This is a genomic window from Streptomyces sp. A0958 (assembly GCF_004795035.1).
GTDB lineage: Bacteria > Actinomycetota > Actinomycetes > Streptomycetales > Streptomycetaceae > Streptomyces.
This window is the reverse complement of record NZ_SSBK01000061.1, coordinates 1-19,100: the sequence shown is the minus strand read 5'-3', so window position 1 is coordinate 19,100 and position 19,100 is coordinate 1. Positions and strand designations below refer to the sequence as shown.

Below are 19,100 nucleotides of genomic sequence, written 5' to 3'. Positions count from 1 at the left end.
CGGAGCTGGAGGTTCTACCGCAGGAAGGGGTCCACCGCCACGGCCACGAACAGCAGCGACACGTAGGTGATCGACCAGTGGAACAGCCGCATCTCCTTGAGCTTCACCCCGGTCACCCCGGCCTTGGCCCGGCCGAGCAGCGCGTGCGCCTCCCAGAGCCAGAAGCCGCCGGTCAGCAGCGCCACCGCGGTGTAGAACCAGCCGGTGTAGCCCAGCGGGGTGAGCAGCAGCGAGACGGCGACCATCACCCAGCTGTAGGCGACGATCTGCCGGGCGACCACCCGGTTGGAGGCGATGACCGGAAGCATCGGGACGCCGACCCGCGCGTAGTCGTCCTTCACCTTCATGGACAGCGGCCAGTAGTGCGGCGGCGTCCAGAAGAAGATGACCGCGAAGAGGATCACCGCGGCCCAGGAGACCTCGTTCGTCACTGCCGACCAGCCGATGAGGACCGGCATGCAGCCCGCGATGCCGCCCCAGACGATGTTCTGCGAGGTGCGGCGCTTCAGCACCATCGTGTAGATCACGACGTAGAAGAGCAGGGCGCCCAGCGACAGCGCCGCCGACAGCCAGTTGACGAGCAGCCCGAACCAGACCGTCGAGATCACCGCGAGGGAGACGCCGAAGGCCAGGCACTCGCGCGGGCTCACCATGCCGGTGACCAGCGGGCGCTGCGACGTACGGTCCATCAACGCGTCGATGTCGCGGTCGATGTACATGTTCAGTGCATTGGCACCGCCGGCGGACAGGTAGCCGCCGATGGTGGTAGTGAGCACGAGCCACAAGTCGGGTACACCCTGAGCGGCCAGGAACATCACCGGAACAGTGGTGATCAGCAACAGCTCGATGATCCGAGGCTTGGTCAGTGCCACGAATGCCTTGACACGGGCCCCGAATGGGCGTTGGCCCCCTGGGCTCGGAGTCAAGGCGACCCCTGCGGGTCGGGACTCGACGGCCGTCACGCACACCCCTGACAGAGAAATCCCAGCAAGCTCCGGGCGTAAGGGCCCGGTGAAGACTTGCGCGAACCCGACCACTGTAGACGTTGGGGACAGGCCGCCCTTCGCGGGGGTGGGGTCGTGTTGATGTGGCGCCGGGGCCCGTCGCGGCGCATCCGGGGGGTGCTTCGCACGCACGAGTGACGCACAGGTGTCGCGCGGGTGGCGCGGAGCGCTCGCGGGGGTCGCGCGGCTGCGCCCCGGCCTGCTCGTCGGAGCGTCTCAGGAGTGGGTCCGCACGCTCATCGGAGAGGCCCATCGGTGAGCCTTCCCGCTCATACGGGAGGCGGATTCCGCGGGCCGCCCCCACCCTGGTAGGAGCCGGAAAACACGGGTACTGGCGGGGGTAGGCTCGACAGCATCCGGTGCGGTCACAGTCACCGGTCGACAACAGTTGGAGAGGAGCCCTGACTCAGGGTGAGCACCAAGCCGACCACCACAGACCTCCAGTGGACCGAATTGGACCAGCGGGCCGTGGACACCGTCCGCGTCCTCGCCGCGGACGCCGTACAGAAAGTCGGAAACGGCCACCCGGGTACGGCCATGAGCCTGGCTCCCGCCGCGTACACCATCTTCCAGAAGGTGATGCGGCACGACCCCGCCGACGCGGAGTGGACCGGCCGCGACCGGTTCGTGCTCTCGGCAGGCCACACCAGCCTGACCCTGTACATCCAGCTCTACCTGGCCGGCTACGGCCTGGAGCTCGATGACCTGAAGGCGTTCCGCACCTGGGGCTCCAAGACTCCGGGCCACCCGGAGTACGGCCACACCACCGGAGTGGAGACGACCACGGGCCCGCTGGGCCAGGGTGTCGCCAACGCCGTGGGCATGGCCATGGCCGCCCGCTACGAGCGCGGTCTGTTCGATCCGGAGGCGGCCCCCGGCACCTCCCCCTTCGACCACATGGTGTGGGCCGTCGCCGGTGACGGCTGCCTCCAGGAGGGCATCTCCGCGGAGGCGTCCTCGCTGGCCGGGCACCAGAAGCTGGGCAACCTGGTCCTGCTGTGGGACGACAACCACATCTCGATCGAGGGCGACACGGAGACCGCGGTCTCCGAGGACACCGTCAAGCGCTACGAGGCGTACGGCTGGCACGTCCAGCGCGTCGACCAGCTGCCCAACGGCGACCTGGACCCGGAGGGGCTGTACAAGGCCCTGCTGGCCGCCAAGGCCGAGACGGAGCGCCCGTCGTTCATCGCGGCCCGCTCGATCATCGCCTGGCCCGCCCCGCACGCCCAGAACACCGAGGCCTCGCACGGCTCCGCGCTCGGCGACGACGAGGTGGCCGCGACCAAGAAGGTGCTGGGCTTCGACCCGGAGAAGTCCTTCGAGGTCTCCGACGAGGTCATCGCGCACACCCGCCGCGCCCTGGACCGGGGCCGCGAGGCCAAGGCCGAGTGGGAGAAGACCTTCGACGCGTGGCGCACCGCCAACCCCGAGCGCGCCGCCGACTTCGACCGCGTGCGCGCGGGCGAGCTGCCCAAGGGCTGGGAGGACAGCCTGCCGGTCTTCGAGCCGGGCAAGGGCGTCGCCACCCGCGCCGCGTCCGGCAAGGTGCTCCAGGCGCTCGGCGAGATCATCCCCGAGCTGTGGGGCGGCTCCGCCGACCTGGCGGGCTCCAACAACACCACGATCGACAAGACGTCGTCGTTCCTCCCCGCGGGCAACCCGCTGCCGGAGGCCGACCCGTACGGGCGCACGATCCACTTCGGCATCCGCGAGCACGCCATGGCCGCCGCCATGAACGGCATCGCGCTGCACGGCAACACCCGCATCTACGGCGGCACCTTCCTGGTGTTCTCCGACTACATGCGCAACGCCGTGCGGCTGTCCGCGCTGATGCACCTGCCCGTGACGTACGTGTGGACGCACGACTCGATCGGTCTCGGCGAGGACGGTCCGACCCACCAGCCGGTGGAGCACCTGGCCTCGCTGCGTGCCATCCCGGGCCTGAACGTCGTGCGCCCGGCCGACGCCAACGAGACCGCCATCGCCTGGCGCGAGATCCTGCGCCGCTACACCAAGGTGTTCGGCAAGGGCGCCCCGCACGGCTTGGCGCTGACCCGCCAGGGCGTGCCGACGTACGAGGCGAACGAGGACACGGCGAAGGGCGGCTACGTGCTTCTCGACGCCGAGAACGGCGAGCCGCAGGTCGTGCTGATCGGTACGGGCTCCGAGGTCCAGCTCGCCGTGGAGGCGCGCGAAGAGCTCCAGGCGGCCGGAATTCCGACCCGTGTGGTGTCGATGCCGTGTGTCGAGTGGTTCGAGGAGCAGGACCAGGGTTACAAGGACAGCGTGCTGCCGCCGTCGGTCAGGGCCCGGGTGGCCGTCGAGGCGGGTATCGGTCTGACCTGGTACCGGTACGTCGGGGACGCCGGCCGGATCGTTTCGCTGGAGCACTTCGGCGCTTCGGCGGACGCGGGGGTCCTTTTCCGCGAGTTCGGCTTCACCGGCGCACACGTCGCCGCCGCCGCGCGGGAATCCCTCGCCGCCGCCGCGCGCTGACGCCGTTATACGACTAGTAGGAGATGCAATTCTCATGACAGACGCACTCAAGCGCCTCTCCGACGAGGGCGTGGCGATCTGGCTCGACGACCTCTCGCGCAAGCGGATCACGTCGGGCAACCTGGCCGAGCTGATCGACCAGAGCCACGTCGTGGGCGTCACGACCAACCCTTCGATCTTCCAGAAGGCGATCTCGCAGGGCGATGGTTACGACCAGCAGCTCGCCGACCTCGCCGCCCGCCGGGTGACCGTCGAGGAAGCGATCCGCATGATCACCACCGCGGACGTCCGGGACGCGGCCGACATCCTGCGCCCGGTCTTCGACGCGACCGACGGCCAGGACGGCCGGGTCTCCATCGAGGTCGACCCGCGCCTGGCCCACAACACCCGGGCCACCGTCGCCGAGGCCAAGCAGCTGGCCTGGCTGGTGGACCGGCCGAACACGTTCATCAAGATCCCGGCCACCAAGGCGGGTCTGCCGGCGATCACCGAGACGATCGGCCGGGGCATCAGCGTCAACGTCACGCTGATCTTCTCGCTGGAGCGCTACCGCGCGGTCATGGACGCCTACCTGGCGGGCCTGGAGAAGGCGAAGGCCGCGGGCCTGGACCTCGCCAAGATCTACTCGGTGGCGTCGTTCTTCGTGTCCCGCGTGGACACCGAGATCGACAAGCGCCTGGACGTGATCGGCGGCGAGGAGGCGAAGGCCGCCAAGGGCAAGTCCGCCCTGGCCAACGCGCGCCTGGCCTACGAGGCGTACGAGGAGGTCTTCGCCGGTGAGCGCTGGGCCGCCCTCGACAAGGCACACGCCAACAAGCAGCGCCCGCTGTGGGCCTCCACCGGCGTGAAGGACCCGTCCCTCAAGGACACCCTGTACGTCGTGGACCTCGTCGCGCCGAACACGGTCAACACCATGCCGGAGGCGACTCTGGAGGCGGTGGCGGACCACGGGGAGGTCACCGGCAACACCGTCGCCGGTGCGTACGACCGGGCTCGTGCCGACCTCGACGCGATCAAGAAGCTCGGCGTCGACTACGACGACGTCGTCCAGGTCCTGGAGGACGAGGGCGTCGAGAAGTTCGAGACCGCCTGGACCGACCTGCTGAACTCGACCGAGGCGGAGCTCAAGCGCCTCGCCCCTTCGGAGGGCTGACCACTTTGTCTGGTGTTCCCGGAGCCAACCCGCTCCGTGACGCCCAGGACCGACGGCTCCCGCGCATCGCGGGGCCGTCGGGCCTGGTCATCTTTGGCGTCACGGGCGATTTGTCCCGTAAAAAGCTGATGCCCGCCATCTACGACCTGGCCAACCGCGGCCTGCTGCCGCCAGGCTTCTCGCTCATCGGTTTCGCGCGCCGCGACTGGGAGGACGAGGACTTCGCCCAGGTCGTGCACGACGCCGTCAAGGAGCATTCCCGTACCCCCTTCCGCGAAGAGGTCTGGCAGCAGCTCAGCCAGGGCATGCGCTTCGTGCAGGGCAACTTCGACGACGACGTGGCCTTCGAGACCCTCAGGGCCACGATCGAGGAGCTCGACAAGGCGCAGGGTACGGGCGGCAACTTCGCGTTCTACCTGTCCGTGCCGCCGAAGTTCTTCCCCAAGGTCGTCCAGCAGCTCAAGAAGCACGGGCTGGCCGACCAGAAGGACGGCAGCTGGCGCCGGGCCGTCATCGAGAAGCCGTTCGGCCACGACCTGGAGAGCGCGCAGGAGCTCAACCAGATCGTGCACGACGTCTTCCCGCCGAACGAGGTCTTCCGGATCGACCACTACCTCGGCAAGGAGACGGTCCAGAACATCCTGGCGCTGCGCTTCGCCAACACGATGTGGGAGCCGATCTGGAACAGGTCCTACGTCGACCACGTCCAGATCACGATGGCCGAGGACATCGGCATCGGCGGCCGGGCCGGCTACTACGACGGCATCGGTGCCGCCCGCGACGTCATCCAGAACCACCTGCTCCAGCTGCTGGCGCTGACCGCGATGGAGGAGCCCGGCTCCTTCCACCCCAAGGCCCTGGTCGCCGAGAAGCTCAAGGTGCTCACGGCGGTGGAGCTGCCGGACGACCTGGGCAAGCACACCGTACGCGGCCAGTACACGCACGCGTGGCAGGGCGGCCAGGAGGTGCCCGGCTACCTGGAGGAAGAGGGAATCGACCCCAAGTCGAAGACCGACACCTTCGCCGCGATCAAGCTGACGATCAACAACCGCCGCTGGGCGGACGTGCCGTTCTACCTGCGGACCGGCAAGCGGCTCGGCCGCCGGGTCACGGAGATCGCGGTCGTCTTCAAGCGCGCCCCGTACCTGCCCTTCGAGTCCGGCGCCACAGAGGAGCTGGGCGGCAACGCCCTGGTCATCCGGGTGCAGCCGGACGAGGGCGTCACGGTGCGGTTCGGCTCCAAGGTGCCCGGCACCTCAATGGAGGTACGGGACGTCACGATGGACTTCGCGTACGGCGAGTCCTTCACGGAGTCCAGCCCGGAGGCGTACGAGCGGCTCATCCTCGATGTCCTGCTCGGCGACGCCAACCTCTTCCCGCGCCACCAGGAGGTCGAGCTCTCCTGGAACATCCTCGACCCGATCGAGGAGTACTGGGACAAGCACGGCAAGCCCGCCCAGTACCCGGCCGGCACCTGGGGACCGGCCGAGGCGGACGAGATGCTCGCACGCGACGGACGGAGCTGGCGCCGGCCATGAAGATCGATCTCACGGAAACCACGTCCAGCAAGATCAACCAGGCCCTGGTCTCGGCCCGGCGCGCGGTCGGCGCCCCCGCGATCGGGATGGTGCTCACCCTCGTCATCGTCACCGACGAGGAGAACGCCTACGACGCGCTCAAGGCGGCCAGCGACTCCTCGCGCGAGCACCCCTCGCGGATCATCGCGGTCATCAAGCGGGTCAGCCGTTCGCCGCGGGCCCGCCGTGACGCGCGGCTCGACGCCGAGATCCGGGTCGGTTCCGACTCGGGCTCCGGCGAGACCGTCGTGCTGCGTCTGCACGGCGAGTTGGCCAACCACGCCCAGTCGGTCGTCCTGCCGCTGCTGCTGCCGGACGCCCCGGTGGTGGTGTGGTGGCCGCAGGACGCCCCCGCCGACCCTGCGAAGGACGCGCTCGGCGCCCTCTCCCAGCGCCGGATCACCGACACCTACTCGGCCGAGCACCCGCTCGACGAGCTGGCGGTGCGTGCCGCGACGTACCGGCCCGGGGACACGGACCTGGCCTGGACCCGCATCACGCCGTGGCGCTCGATGCTGGCGGCGGCGCTCGACCAGCAGCCGGCCGAGGTCGTCTCGGCCACGGTCGAGGGCGAGTCGGACAACCCGAGCTGCGAGCTGCTGGGCATGTGGCTGGCGGACCGGCTGGGGGTTCCGGTGGAGCGCACCACGTCCGGCGGCCCCGGCCTCACCGCCGTCCGGATGACGACGAAGAACGGGGACATCGTCCTGGACCGGGCCGACGGCTCGCTCGCCACGCTCTGCATGGTGGGCCAGCCGGACCGCGCGGTGGCGCTCAAGCGCCGCGAGACGGCGGAGCTGCTGGCGGAGGAGCTGCGGCGTCTGGACCCGGACAACGTCTACGAGTCCACGGTGAAGTTCGGGGTGGAGCGCCTCGACAAGGCGGGCGCGCCCGCCGCCGAGGCACCCGCCGAGGCGCCCGCCAAGGCGCCCGCCGCCAAGAAGGCCGCTCCGGCGAAGAAGGCGGCGTCCAAGTGACCGGAGTCCCGCAGCTCGTCGTGCACCGCGACAAGGAGCTGATGGCGCAGGCCGCCGCGGCCCGGCTGATCACGAAGATCGTGGACGCCCAGGCCGCGCGCGGTGACGCCTCGGTGGTGCTCACCGGCGGCCGCAACGGCAACGGTCTGCTGGCCGCGCTCGCCGCCGCGCCCGCCCGGGACGCGGTCGACTGGTCGCGGCTCGACCTGTGGTGGGGCGACGAGCGGTTCCTGCCCGAGGGCGACCCGGAGCGCAACGTCACCCAGGCCCGCGAGGCCCTGCTGGACTCCGTCCCGCTGGACCCGTCCCGGGTGCACGTCATGCCCGCGTCCGACGGCCCCTACGGGCCGGACGCCGACGCCGCGGCCGCCGGGTACGCCGCGGAGCTGGCCGCCGCCGCGGCTCCGCAGGACCACGGCCCGGTGCCGGAGTTCGACGTCCTGATGCTGGGCGTCGGCCCGGACACCCATGTCGCCTCGCTCTTCCCGGAGCTGCCGGCGGTACGGGAGACCGAGCGCACCGTCGTCGGTGTGCACGGCGCGCCCAAGCCGCCGCCCGTCCGGGTCTCGCTGACGCTGCCCGCCATCCGGGCGGCGCGCGAGGTGTGGTTGCTGGCGGCGGGCGAGGACAAGGCGGAGGCCGTGGCCATCGCCCTGTCGGGGGCCGGGGAGATCCAGGCCCCGGCGGCCGGTGCGTACGGCCGGAGCCGCACCCTGTGGCTGCTGGACGCGGCTGCGGCCTCCCGCCTGCCGCGTGCCCTGTACCCACCGGCTTCGGCCTGACCGGCCGTCACCGGCTGTGCTGCCGGGCCCGGTCCGCTCCCTGAGCGGGCCGGGCCCGGCGGCTTCTCAACGCCCGCGCAGCTCGCGGTAGGCGGAGACGAGCGCGGCGGTCGAGCTGTCCAGCTGCTCGGCCCCCTCGCCCCCGGCCCCCTCGCCCTCGGTCAGCACGGGCTCGATCTTCTTGGCGAGGACCTTGCCGAGCTCGACGCCCCACTGGTCGAAGGAGTCGATGTTCCAGACGGCGCCCTGGACGAAGACCTTGTGCTCGTACAGGGCGATGAGCTGGCCGAGCACGGACGGGGTCAGCCGGTCGGCGAGGATCGTCGTCGTCGGGTGGTTGCCCCGGAACGTCTTGTGCGCCACCAGCTCCTCGGGGACGCCCTCGGCGCGCACCTCCTCCGGCGTCTTGCCGAAGGCCAGGGCCTGGGTCTGGGCGAAGAAGTTGGCCATCAGCAGGTCGTGCTGGGCGACCAGGCCCGGCAGCAGGTCCCCGACCGGCTGGGCGAAGCCGATGAAGTCGGCCGGAATGATCTTCGTGCCCTGGTGGATCAGCTGGTAGTAGGCGTGCTGCCCGTTGGTGCCGGGGGTGCCCCAGACGACCGGCCCGGTCTGCCAGTCCACCGGATTGCCGTCCCGGTCCACGGACTTGCCGTTGGACTCCATGTCCAGCTGCTGCAGGTACGCCGTGAACTTGGACAGGTAGTGGCTGTAGGGCAGCACCGCGTGCGACTGGGCGTCGAAGAACGCGCCGTACCAGACGCCCAGCAGGCCGAGGAGCAGCGGGGCGTTCTCCTCGGCGGGGGCGGTGCGGAAGTGCTCGTCGACGAGGTGGAAGCCGTCGAGCATCTCGCGGAACCGGTCCGGACCGATGGCGATCATCAGGGAGAGCCCGATGGCGGAGTCGTACGAGTAACGGCCGCCGACCCAGTCCCAGAACTCGAACATGTTGGCCGTGTCGATGCCGAAGTCGGCGACCTTGTCCGCGTTGGTCGACAGCGCCACGAAGTGCTTGGCCACGGCTTGCTGACCGGCCCTCAGTCCGGTCAGCAGCCAGTCGCGGGCGGAGGTGGCGTTGGTGATGGTCTCGATCGTGGTGAAGGTCTTCGACGCGATGATGAACAGCGTCTCGGCCGGGTCGAGATCGTGCACGGCCTCGTGCAGGTCGGCGCCGTCGACGTTGGACACGAAGCGGAAGGTGAGCGAGCGGTCCGTGAAGGAGCGCAGCGCCTCGTACGCCATGGCGGGGCCCAGGTCGGAGCCGCCGATGCCGATGTTGACGATGTTCTTGATCGGCTTGCCGGTGTGGCCGGTCCACTCCCCCGACCTGACGCGGTCGGAGAAGGCCGCCATCTTGTCGAGCACCGCGTGCACGGCCGGCACCACGTTCTCGCCGTCGACCTCGATCACGGCGTCGCGCGGGGCGCGCAGCGCGGTGTGCAGGACGGCGCGGTCCTCGGTGGTGTTGATCTTGTCGCCGCGGAACATGGCGTCGCGCAGCCCGGCGACGTCGGTGGCGGCGGCGAGCTCGCGCAGCAGCGCCAGCGTCTCGTCGGTGACCAGGTGCTTGGAGTAGTCGAGGTGCAGGTCGCCGACCCGCAGGGTGTACCCGGTGCCGCGCGCCGGGTCGTCCGCGAACAGCTGGCGCAGATGGGTCGACCCGAACTGCTCACGGTGCTTGCCCAGCGCCGCCCATTCCGGCGTCTGGTTGAGCCTGGTACGGCTTGTTGCGTTCATCCCGGACATCAGCCCACTTCTCTCGTAACCGCAGTTCCCCGCTGCCCCTCCAACCTAATTGATCAGGCGGCCGGACGTGACAGCGGCGGGCTGCGGCACGGAAGCATTCCGGCCGGGCACCCGTGGGGTGTCCGGCCGGTGAACGATGTCTAGATCTCGCCGCGGAGTTTGGCGAGGGCTTCGGCGAGGATGGCCTCGCCGTCCGCGTCGCTGCGCCGCTCGCGCACGTACGCGAGGTGCGTCTTGTACGGCTCGGTGCGCGGCGGGTCGGGCGGGCTGTCCCGGTCCTGGCCGGCCGGGAAACCGCAGCGCGGGCAGTCCCAGGTCTCCGGTACCTGCGCGTCATGGGCGAAGCTCGGCTGCGTCTCGTGCCCGTTCGAGCACCAGAAGGAGATGCGGAGCCGTGGCGCGGACTCGCCGCGCTCGGCCTCCCCCATCGGCCCCGCTCCGACCCGGCTTCCCCGGATCGCGTTGCCACTTGCCACGGTCGTAACTCCCTGCGTGATGGTGCTCGAAGATGCCCCAGTCTACGTAAGGCCCAACGCGCGTCCAGTGAAAGGAGTTACACCGTCACCGGGAATCGCTTACGACGGGTCAGTTGTCCAGCTTGATGAGCAGGCCAAGCACCACGATGCACGCGAACCAGCCCAGACCGACCACGACGGTGATCCGGTCGAGGTTGCGCTCTGCGACCGAGGAACCGCCGACGGAGGACTGCATGCCGCCACCGAACATGTCGGAGAGACCGCCGCCCTTGCCCTTGTGCATCAGCACCAGCAGCATCAGCAGCAGGCTGAAGACGATCAGGGCGATCTCGAACCCCAAAATCACGGCTGGTCCCTACTTTCCGGAAATCCTGGCTGCATGTGCGAACAACGGGGGCCGGGAGGCTGCCCTCCCCGGCCCCCGCAAGGGTACGACGAATCCGCGCTACCGCATACTCACTGGTCGCGGAAGCGGACGATCTTGACGAACTCGTCGGCGTCCAGCGCCGCGCCGCCGATCAGGGCGCCGTCGACGTCGGGCTGGGCCATGATCGCGGCCACGTTGCCGGACTTCACCGAGCCGCCGTACTGGATGCGGACCGCGTCGGCCAGCTCCTGCGAGTACAGCTCGGCGAGGCGGCCGCGGATCGCACCGCAGACCTCCTGCGCGTCCTCGGGGGTGGCGACCTCGCCGGTGCCGATGGCCCAGACCGGCTCGTAGGCGACCACGATGGTCTCGGCCTGCTCGGCCGGGATGTCCTTCAGGGCGCCGTCGAGCTGCGCGAGGGTGTACGCGACCTGGTCGCCGGCCTTGCGTACGTCCAGGCCCTCGCCGACGCACAGGATCGGGGTCAGGCCGTGCTTGTAGGCGGCCTTCACCTTGGCGTTGCAGACCTCGTCGGTCTCGCCGTGGTACTGGCGGCGCTCGCTGTGGCCGACGGCGACGAAGGTGCACTTCAGCTTGGCGAGCATGGGGCCGGAGATCTCACCGGTGTACGCGCCGGAGTCGTGCGCCGAGATGTCCTGGGCGCCGTACTTGATCTTCAGCTTGTCGCCGTCGACCAGCGTCTGCACGGAGCGCAGGTCGGTGAAGGGCGGCAGGACGGCGACCTCTACGGCGTCGTAGTCCTTGTCGGCCAGGGCGAAGGCGAGCTTCTGGACGTGGGCGATGGCCTCGAGGTGGTTGAGGTTCATCTTCCAGTTGCCCGCCATCAGCGGGGTGCGGGTGGTCATGAAAGGTCAGTCCTCCAGTGCGGCGAGGCCGGGAAGCGTCTTGCCCTCGAGGTATTCGAGGCTGGCGCCGCCACCGGTCGAGATGTGTCCGAACGCGTTCTCGTCGAAGCCCAGGATGCGGACGGCCGCGGCGGAGTCGCCACCACCGACCACGCTGAAGCCCGAGGAGTCGACGAGGGCCTGGGCGACGGCCCGGGTGCCCTCGGCGAAGTCGGGGTGCTCGAAGACGCCCATCGGGCCGTTCCAGAAGACGGTGGCCGCGTCGGCGAGCTTCGATGCGTAGAGCTTGTTGGTCTCCGGGCCGTTGTCCAGACCCATCTGCCCGGCCGGCATGGCGTCGGCGGCGACGGTGGAGGGGTTGGCCGGGGCCTTGGTCTTGAGGTCGGGGAACGCGGGGGCGACCACGACGTCGACGGGGAGGACGAACTCCACGCCCTTCTCCTCGGCGCGCCGCAGGTACTCCCGCACCGCCGGGATCTGGTCCTCCTGGAGCAGCGAGCTGCCGACCTCGTGGCCCTGGGCCTTGAGGAAGGTGTACGCCATGCCGCCGCCGATGAGGATGCGGTCGGCCCGCTCCAGCAGGTGGTCGATGACGCCGAGCTTGTCGGAGACCTTGGCGCCGCCGAGCACGACCGCGTAGGGGCGCTGCACGTCGTCGGTGAGCTTCTTCAGTACGCCGACCTCGGTGGCGATCAGGTCGCCGGCGGCGTGCGGGAGCCGGGCCGGGAGGTCGAAGACCGAGGCGTGCTTGCGGTGGACGGCTCCGAAGCCGTCGCCCACGTACAGGTCGGCGAGTTCGGCCAGCTGGTCGGCGAAGGCGCCGCGCTCGGCGTCGTCCTTGGAGGTCTCGCCGGCGTTGAAGCGGAGGTTCTCGATGACGGCGACCTGGCCGTCGGCGAGGGCGGCGACGGTGGCGCGGGCGGACTCGCCGACCGTGTCGGTCGCGAAGGCCACGTCCGTGCCGAGCAGTTCACCGAGCCGGGCGGCGGCGGGGGCCAGCGAGAACGCCGGGTCAGGGGCGCCCTTGGGGCGGCCCAGGTGCGAGGCGACGACGACCCGGGCGCCGGCCTCGGCCAGCTTCCGGACGGTCGGGGTGACGGCGCGGATGCGGCCGTCGTCGGTGATGGTGGTGCCGCTCAGCGGCACGTTGAGGTCGGCGCGGACGAATACCCGCTTGCCGGCGACCCCTTCGGCGAGAAGTTCGTCGATCGTCTTCATCTGTCTGGACTCCTTGGAGGACGAGGGAGCATGCGAGGGGGCTCGAACAGCGCGGCGTTGCGCTGTTCGAGCCCCGTGCTCACATCGAGATGCCTGCCGGTTCGGCGCTGGTCAGAGCTGGCCGCCGACGAAGACGGTCAGGTCGACGAGGCGGTTGGAGTAGCCCCACTCGTTGTCGTACCAGCCGAGGATCTTCACCGTGTTGCCCTCCTGGACCATGGTCAGGGAGGAGTCGAAGGTGCAGGACGACGGGTCGCCGACGATGTCCGAGGAGACGATCGGGTCCTCGGTGTACGTCAGGAAGCCCTTCAGGTCGCCGTCGTCGGCGGCCTTCTTGAACGCGGCGTTGACCTCGTCCTTGGTGACCTCGCGCTGGAGGGTCACGACGAGGTCGGTGGCGGAGCCGGTCGGGACCGGGACGCGCATCGCGATGCCGTCGAGCTTGCCCTTGAGCTGCGGCAGGACCAGAGCGGTCGCCTTGGCGGCGCCGGTCGTGGTCGGGATGATGTTCTCGGCGGCGGCGCGGGCGCGGCGCAGGTCCGAGTGCGGGAAGTCCAGGATGCGCTGGTCGTTGGTGTACGCGTGGACCGTCGTCATGAGGCCCTTGACGATGCCGAAGTTCTCGTCGAGAACCTTGGCCATCGGGGCGACACAGTTGGTCGTGCAGGACGCGTTGGAGATGACGTGGTGGTTGGCCGCGTCGTACTTGTCCTGGTTGACGCCCATGACGATGGTGATGTCCTCTTCCTTGGCCGGAGCCGAGATGAGGACCTTCTTCGCGCCACCGGCGATGTGCTTCGCGGCGTCGGCCTTCTTGGTGAAGATGCCGGTCGACTCGATGACGATGTCGACGCCCAGCTCACCCCAGGGGATGTCGGCCGGGTTGCGCTCGGAGAGCACCTTGATGGTGTGGCCGTCGACGGTGATGGTGTCGGCGGTGTGGCTGACCTCTGCCTTGAGGCGACCCAGGATGGTGTCGTACTTCAGCAGGTGGGCCGTGGTCGCAGTGTCACCCAGGTCGTTGACAGCCACGATCTCGATGTCCGCACCCTGCTCCAGCAGCGCGCGGAAGTAGTTACGACCGATGCGGCCAAAGCCGTTGATGCCTACGCGGATCGTCACGAACCGATCTCCTCGTTAGGTACGCCGGTTTTCGACGCCGGCGAGTTGTATGGGATGTCCCCGACCGCCTACGACCCTACCCCTCCGAAGCCGTCGGGGTGACATCGAGCGGGGCCGGAAGAACGCGGAAAGCCCGTACTCCCCAGTAGGAGTACGAGCTTTCCGTTGATCTCCCCCGCCCTCTGCGACGATTACGCAGCGTCAACGCCCGCGGGTGCGCGGGCCGTTCCCGCCGCGGCGCGCGGGCCGGGGGCGCGGATCAGCCGACCAGGCCGTCGGCCAGCTCTTCGCTGAGAGTGGATTCCGTGCCGGGGATGCCCAGGTCCTGGGCCCGCTTGTCGGCCATCGCCAGGAGCCGCCGGATGCGGCCCGCGACCGCGTCCTTGGTGAGCGGCGGGTCGGCGAGGGCGCCCAGCTCCTCCAGGGAGGCCTGCTTGTGCTCCATGCGCAGCCGGCCGGCCGCCGCCAGGTGCTCGGGGACCTCCTCGCCCAGGATCTCCAGCGCGCGGCCCACCCGGGCGCCCGCGGCGACCGCGGCCCGGGCGGAGCGGCGCAGGTTCGCGTCGTCGAAGTTGGCGAGGCGGTTGGCGGTGGCGCGGACCTCGCGCCGCATCCGCCGCTCCTCCCAGGCCAGCACCGATTCGTGGGCGCCGAGCCGGGTGAGCAGGGCGCCGATCGCGTCGCCGTCGCGGACGACGACCCGGTCAACGCCGCGCACCTCGCGGGCCTTCGCCGCGATGGAGAGCCTGCGGGCCGCGCCGACCAGCGCGAGCGCGGCCTCCGGGCCCGGGCAGGTCACCTCCAGCGAGGAGGAGCGGCCCGGCTCGGTGAGCGAGCCGTGCGCCAGGAAGGCCCCGCGCCAGGCGGCCTCGGCGTCGCAGGTGGCCCCCGAGACCACCTGCGGGGGCAGGCCGCGGATGGGGCGGCCCCGGCCGTCGACCAGGCCCGTCTGGCGCGCCAGCTGGTCGCCGCCCGCCACCACCCGTACGACGTAGCGCGAGCCGCGCCGCAGGCCGCCGGGGGCCATCACGATCAGCTCCGAGCTGTGCCCGAAGATCTCCAGGATGTCCCGCTTCAGCCGGCGCGCCGCCATCGCGGTGTCCAGCTCCGCCTCGATCACGATCCGGCCGCTCACCAGGTGGAGTCCACCCGCGAACCGAAGAATCGCCGAAACCTCTGCCTTCCTGCAGCAGGTCCGGGTCACGGGAAGCCGAGAGACTTCGTCCTTCACCGCCGGCGTCATCGCCATGGGCCGATCCTTCCATGCATCCGAAAAATACGGTCGTACGCGGCGGCCAACAGCTCCGGATCATGGATCGGAACGCCGTCGGGTGAGGCCACGGGCGCCAGCTCGACCGCGGCGCCGAGCCGTTTCGCTGCGTCGGCGAGAGATTCGCGGTCGGGCACGGCGGCCTCGTCGGCCAGCACCACGTCCAGGGCGAGTTTAGGGGCGTGTCGTCCCAAAACCTCCAAATGACGCTGCGGTGAGAAGCCATCTGTTTCACCGGGTTGCGGTGCGAGATTGAGCGAGAGGACCTTGCGGGCCTTCGTCTCGATCAGCGCGTCCAGCAATTCCGGGACCAGCAGATGCGGAATGACCGAGGAGAACCAGGAGCCGGGACCGAGGACCACCCAGTCCGCGTCCCGTACGGCGGCGACCGCCTCGGGGACGGCCGGCGGGTCGGCCGGGACCACGTGCACGGACTGCACCTCGCCCGGGGTGAGGGCGACGGTGGCCTGGCCGCGCACGGTGTCCACGTCGTCCGGGCGCTCGGGGTCGTGGCCCTTGACGAGGGCCTGGAGCTCCAGCGGCACGGCGGACATGGGCAGCACCCGGCCGTGCGCGCCGAGGAGCTTGCCGACCAGGTCCAGGGCCTGGACGTGGTCGCCGAGCTGTTCCCACAGGGCGACGATCAGCAGATTGCCGACCGCGTGCTCGTGCAGGTCGCCCTTGGACTGGAAGCGGTGCTGGATGACCTGCGCCCAGGTCTGGCCCCACTCGTCGTCGCCGCACAGTGCGGCGAGCGCTTTGCGCAGGTCGCCGGGCGGCAGGACGCCCAGCTCCTCGCGGAGCCGCCCGCTGGAGCCTCCGTCGTCGGCGACGGTGACCACGGCGGTCAGGTCGCCGGTGATCCGCCGCAGCGCGGTGAGGGAGGCGGACAGGCCCATGCCGCCGCCGAGCGCGACGACCTTGGGCTGGGCGCCGCGCTTGCGCACGGCGAACGCGGGCGTGGCGCCGCGCAGCCGGCGCAGGCGCAGATTGCGACTGGTCACTCGCGCCCCATGTCCCTGTGTACGAGCACGGTCTCGATCCCCTCGGTGGCGAGCCGCGCCGCCAGCTTCTCGGACATGGCCACGGAGCGGTGCTTGCCGCCCGTGCAGCCGACGGCGATGGTCACGTAGCGCTTGCCCTCGCGGCGGTAGCCCGCGGCGACGAGCTGCAGCAGCTCCGTGTACTGGTTGAGGAATTCCTTGGCGCCCGGCTGGTCGAAGACGTAGGAGGAGACCTCCTCGTTGAGCCCGGTGAAGGGGCGCAGCTCGGGAACCCAGTGCGGGTTGGGCAGGAAGCGGCAGTCCACGACCAGGGCGGCGTCGACCGGCAGGCCGTACTTGAAGCCGAACGACATCACGGTGGCGCGCAGCTCCGGTTCCTCGTCGCCGGCGAACTGGGCGTCCATCTTGGCGCGCAGCTCGTGCACGTTGAGGCTGGAGGTGTCGATCACCAGGTCGGCGTCGCCGCGCAGCTCGCGCAGCAGGTCGCGCTCGGCGGCGATGCCGTCGACGATGCGGCCGTCGCCCTGGAGGGGGTGGGGGCGGCGGACCGACTCGAAGCGGCGGACCAGCGCGTCGTCGGAGGACTCCAGGAAGACCACCCGGCGGGTGACGCCCTTGGCGTCCAGGTCGGCGAGGGATTCGCGCAGGTTGTCGAAGAAGCGGCGGCCGCGTACGTCGACGACGACGGCGATCCGCGCCACGTTGCCCTGGGAGCGGGCGCCGAGCTCCACCATGGTGGGGATCAGCGCGGGCGGCAGGTTGTCCACGACGAACCAGCCCAGGTCCTCCAGGCACTTGGCGGCGGTGCTGCGCCCGGCGCCGGACATGCCGGAGATGATCACCAGTTCGGGGATGGCGGCCGCGCTGTCACCCGATTCGGTCGAGGTGCCCGTACTCACGTGTGCTGCTCCGTCTGCTCGGTCTGTGCGGTCGTGCCCGTGTTCATGTTCGTGGTCAGTCATGTCGTGCTGCCCCCGTCGTCCTCTTCCATGATCTCTCCTGTGGCCGTGTTCACGGCGGGTGCGGCCGGGGCGGCCGCCGCGAGGGCGACGGCCACTGATTCCGCCGTCCTGCGGCCTATCCCCGGGACCTCGCAGATCTCCTCGATTGTCGCCTGCCGGAGCTTCTTCACGGAGCCGAAATGTTTGATCAGGGCCTGTTTGCGGGTGTCCCCGAGACCGGCGACGGAATCCAGGGGGCTGGAGCGGATGCGCTTGGCCCGCTTGGCGCGCTGGTAGGTGATGGCGAAGCGGTGCGCCTCGTCGCGGATGCGCTGGAGGAGGTACAGGCCCTCGCTGGAGCGGGGCAGGACCACCGGGTCGTCGTCATCGGGCAGCCAGACCTCTTCGAGGCGCTTGGCGAGGCCGCAGACTGCGATGTCGTCGATGCCCAGCTCGTCCAGGGCCCGCTTGGCGGCGGCGACCTGCGGCTGCCCGCCGTCGACCACGAGGAGCTGCGGCGGGTACGCGAACCGCTTGGGCCGGCCGTCGTCCTCGCGGGACTCGGCGGTGGCCGCCGGATCGGCCGCGTCGGGGGCGGCGGGCACCGGGCCGGCCGGTACGGGGCCCGTGGGGGCGGGGCTCTCCTCCCACTCCCCCGTGCGCTCCTTCTCATGGAGGTAGCGGCGGAAGCGCCGGCTGATCACCTCGTGCATCGAGCGGACGTCGTCCTGTCCCTCGAAGCTCTTGATCTGGAAGCGGCGGTACTCCCCCTTGCGGGCCAGCCCGTCCTCGAAGACGACCATGGACGCCACGACGTCCTCGCCCTGGAGGTGGGAGATGTCGAAGCACTCGATGCGCAGCGGGGCGGTGTCCAGGCCCAGGGCCTCGGCGACCTCCTCCAGGGCCCGGGAGCGGGTGGTGAGGTCGGAGGCGCGCTTGGTCTTGTGCAGCCCGAGGGCCTGCTGGGCGTTGCGCTGGACCGTGACCATCAGGTCCTTCTTGTCGCCGCGCTGCGGGATGCGCAGGCTGACCTGGGAGCCGCGCCGGTCCGCGAGCCACTGGGAGACGGCCTCGGGGTCCTCGGGGAGGGCCGGGACGAGGACCTCCTTGGGGACGGCGTCGCCGCTCTCCTCGCCGTACAACTGCTGGAGGGCGTGCTCCACGAGGCCGGAGGTGTCGACGTTCTCCACCTTGTCGGTGACCCAGCCGCGCTGGCCGCGCACCCGGCCGCCGCGTACGTGGAAGATCTGGACCGCCGCCTCCAGCTCGTCCTCGGCGACCGCGATGAGGTCGGCGTCGGTGGCGTCGGCGAGGACGACGGCGCTCTTCTCCATGGCCCGCTTCAGCGCCTCGACGTCGTCGCGCAGGCGCGCGGCCCGCTCGTACTCCATCTCCTCGGCCGCCGCCATCATGTCCTTCTCCAGGCGGCGGATGTACGTGCCGGTGCGACCGGCCATGAAGTCGCAGAAGTCGTCGGCCAGTTCGCGGTGTTCCTCCGGGGTGACGCGGCCGACGCAGGGGGCCGAGCACTTGCCGATGTAGCCGAGGAGGCAGGGGCGGCCGGTGCGCGCGGCGTTCTTGAAGACGCCCGCCGAGCACGTACGGACGGGGAAGACCCGCAGCATCAGGTCGACGGTCTCGCGGATCGCCCAGGCGTGCCCGTACGGGCCGAAGTAGCGCACGCCCTTCTTCTTGGCGCCGCGCATCACCTGGACCCGGGGGAACTCCTCGTTGAGCGTGACCGCGAGGTAGGGGTAGCTCTTGTCGTCGCGGTACTTGACGTTGAACCGGGGGTCGAACTCCTTGATCCAGGAGTATTCGAGCTGAAGCGCCTCGACCTCGGTGGAGACGACGGTCCACTCCACGGAGGCGGCGGTGGTCACCATCGTGCGCGTGCGCGGGTGGAGGCCGGAGAGGTCCTGGAAGTAGTTGGCCAGGCGCTGGCGCAGGCTCTTGGCCTTCCCGACGTAGATCACCCGACGGTGTTCGTCGCGGAATTTGTAGACCCCCGGGGAGTCGGGGATCTGTCCCGGCTTGGGGCGGTAGCTGGAGGGGTCTGCCATGTCTCCCACCCTACTTGCGGGCAGTGACAGCGCGGGGT

At 70.3% G+C, this 19,100-nt stretch carries 16 protein-coding genes; 5 read left to right on the top strand and 11 right to left on the bottom strand.

From position 1 onward, the window contains the following. Positions 1-14: 14 nt before the first annotated feature. A complete protein-coding gene (locus E6P78_RS31420) occupies positions 15-968 on the bottom strand; it encodes a heme o synthase (RefSeq protein WP_168712751.1) in 954 nt (317 codons plus the stop codon). Between the two features lie 447 nt (positions 969-1,415). On the opposite strand from E6P78_RS31420, the gene tkt reads away from it, so the two are divergent. From tkt to pgl, 5 genes are read left to right on the top strand one after another with little or no spacing between them, the layout of a single operon-like run. Next, on the top strand, positions 1,416-3,503 hold the full coding sequence (gene tkt / locus E6P78_RS31415) for a transketolase (RefSeq protein WP_136207028.1): 2,088 nt from the start codon (positions 1,416-1,418) through the stop codon (positions 3,501-3,503). 34 nt (positions 3,504-3,537) lie between these two features. Then, positions 3,538-4,656 (top strand): transaldolase, encoded by a 1,119-nt coding sequence (tal, locus tag E6P78_RS31410; RefSeq protein WP_136207027.1) that lies wholly within the window; start codon positions 3,538-3,540, stop codon positions 4,654-4,656. Between the two features lie 5 nt (positions 4,657-4,661). After that, the gene (zwf, locus tag E6P78_RS31405; RefSeq protein ID WP_136207026.1) at positions 4,662-6,194 is read left to right on the top strand and encodes a glucose-6-phosphate dehydrogenase; all 1,533 of its coding nucleotides are present in this window, start codon (positions 4,662-4,664) and stop codon (positions 6,192-6,194) included. Next, on the top strand, positions 6,191-7,210 hold the full coding sequence (gene opcA / locus E6P78_RS31400; protein WP_136207025.1) for a glucose-6-phosphate dehydrogenase assembly protein OpcA: 1,020 nt from the start codon (positions 6,191-6,193) through the stop codon (positions 7,208-7,210). The genes zwf and opcA overlap by 4 nt, the downstream gene beginning before the upstream one ends. Continuing rightward, complete coding sequence (gene pgl / locus E6P78_RS31395; RefSeq protein WP_136207024.1) at positions 7,207-7,992, top strand: 6-phosphogluconolactonase; 786 nt, start codon at positions 7,207-7,209, stop codon at positions 7,990-7,992. The genes opcA and pgl overlap by 4 nt, the downstream gene beginning before the upstream one ends. A gap of 66 nt (positions 7,993-8,058) precedes the next feature. Here the strand turns inward: pgl and pgi are convergent, their stop codons facing one another. The 10 genes from pgi to uvrC all read right to left on the bottom strand — a co-directional run bounded on the left by pgi (position 8,059) and on the right by uvrC (position 19,062). Beyond that, complete coding sequence (pgi, locus tag E6P78_RS31390; RefSeq protein ID WP_136207023.1) at positions 8,059-9,726, bottom strand: glucose-6-phosphate isomerase; 1,668 nt, start codon at positions 9,724-9,726, stop codon at positions 8,059-8,061. A 149-nt stretch (positions 9,727-9,875) separates the two neighbouring features. After that, complete coding sequence (locus E6P78_RS31385) at positions 9,876-10,211, bottom strand: RNA polymerase-binding protein RbpA (protein ID WP_136207022.1); 336 nt, start codon at positions 10,209-10,211, stop codon at positions 9,876-9,878. Positions 10,212-10,320: 109 nt separating this feature from the next. Further along, a complete protein-coding gene (gene secG, locus E6P78_RS31380; RefSeq protein ID WP_018104607.1) occupies positions 10,321-10,557 on the bottom strand; it encodes a preprotein translocase subunit SecG in 237 nt (78 codons plus the stop codon). A 110-nt stretch (positions 10,558-10,667) separates the two neighbouring features. Next, a complete protein-coding gene (tpiA, locus tag E6P78_RS31375; RefSeq protein ID WP_136207021.1) occupies positions 10,668-11,444 on the bottom strand; it encodes a triose-phosphate isomerase in 777 nt (258 codons plus the stop codon). 6 nt (positions 11,445-11,450) lie between these two features. Then, positions 11,451-12,662, bottom strand: coding sequence for a phosphoglycerate kinase (locus E6P78_RS31370; protein WP_136207020.1), 1,212 nt, complete (start codon positions 12,660-12,662; stop codon positions 11,451-11,453). Between the two features lie 111 nt (positions 12,663-12,773). Continuing rightward, entirely contained in the window at positions 12,774-13,784 is a 1,011-nt protein-coding gene (gene gap / locus E6P78_RS31365) for a type I glyceraldehyde-3-phosphate dehydrogenase (RefSeq protein WP_136207019.1), read from the bottom strand. A 259-nt stretch (positions 13,785-14,043) separates the two neighbouring features. Beyond that, a complete protein-coding gene (gene whiA, locus E6P78_RS31360; RefSeq protein WP_018104603.1) occupies positions 14,044-15,033 on the bottom strand; it encodes a DNA-binding protein WhiA in 990 nt (329 codons plus the stop codon). Next, positions 15,024-16,058 (bottom strand): uridine diphosphate-N-acetylglucosamine-binding protein YvcK, encoded by a 1,035-nt coding sequence (gene yvcK / locus E6P78_RS31355; protein ID WP_136207018.1) that lies wholly within the window; start codon positions 16,056-16,058, stop codon positions 15,024-15,026. The genes whiA and yvcK overlap by 10 nt, the downstream gene beginning before the upstream one ends. Continuing rightward, positions 16,055-17,020, bottom strand: coding sequence for an RNase adapter RapZ (gene rapZ / locus E6P78_RS31350; protein ID WP_136207017.1), 966 nt, complete (start codon positions 17,018-17,020; stop codon positions 16,055-16,057). Before rapZ ends, yvcK begins: the two co-directional genes overlap by 4 nt. Continuing rightward, a complete protein-coding gene (gene uvrC / locus E6P78_RS31345) occupies positions 17,017-19,062 on the bottom strand; it encodes an excinuclease ABC subunit UvrC (RefSeq protein ID WP_136207016.1) in 2,046 nt (681 codons plus the stop codon). Before uvrC ends, rapZ begins: the two co-directional genes overlap by 4 nt. Positions 19,063-19,100 lie beyond the last annotated feature (38 nt).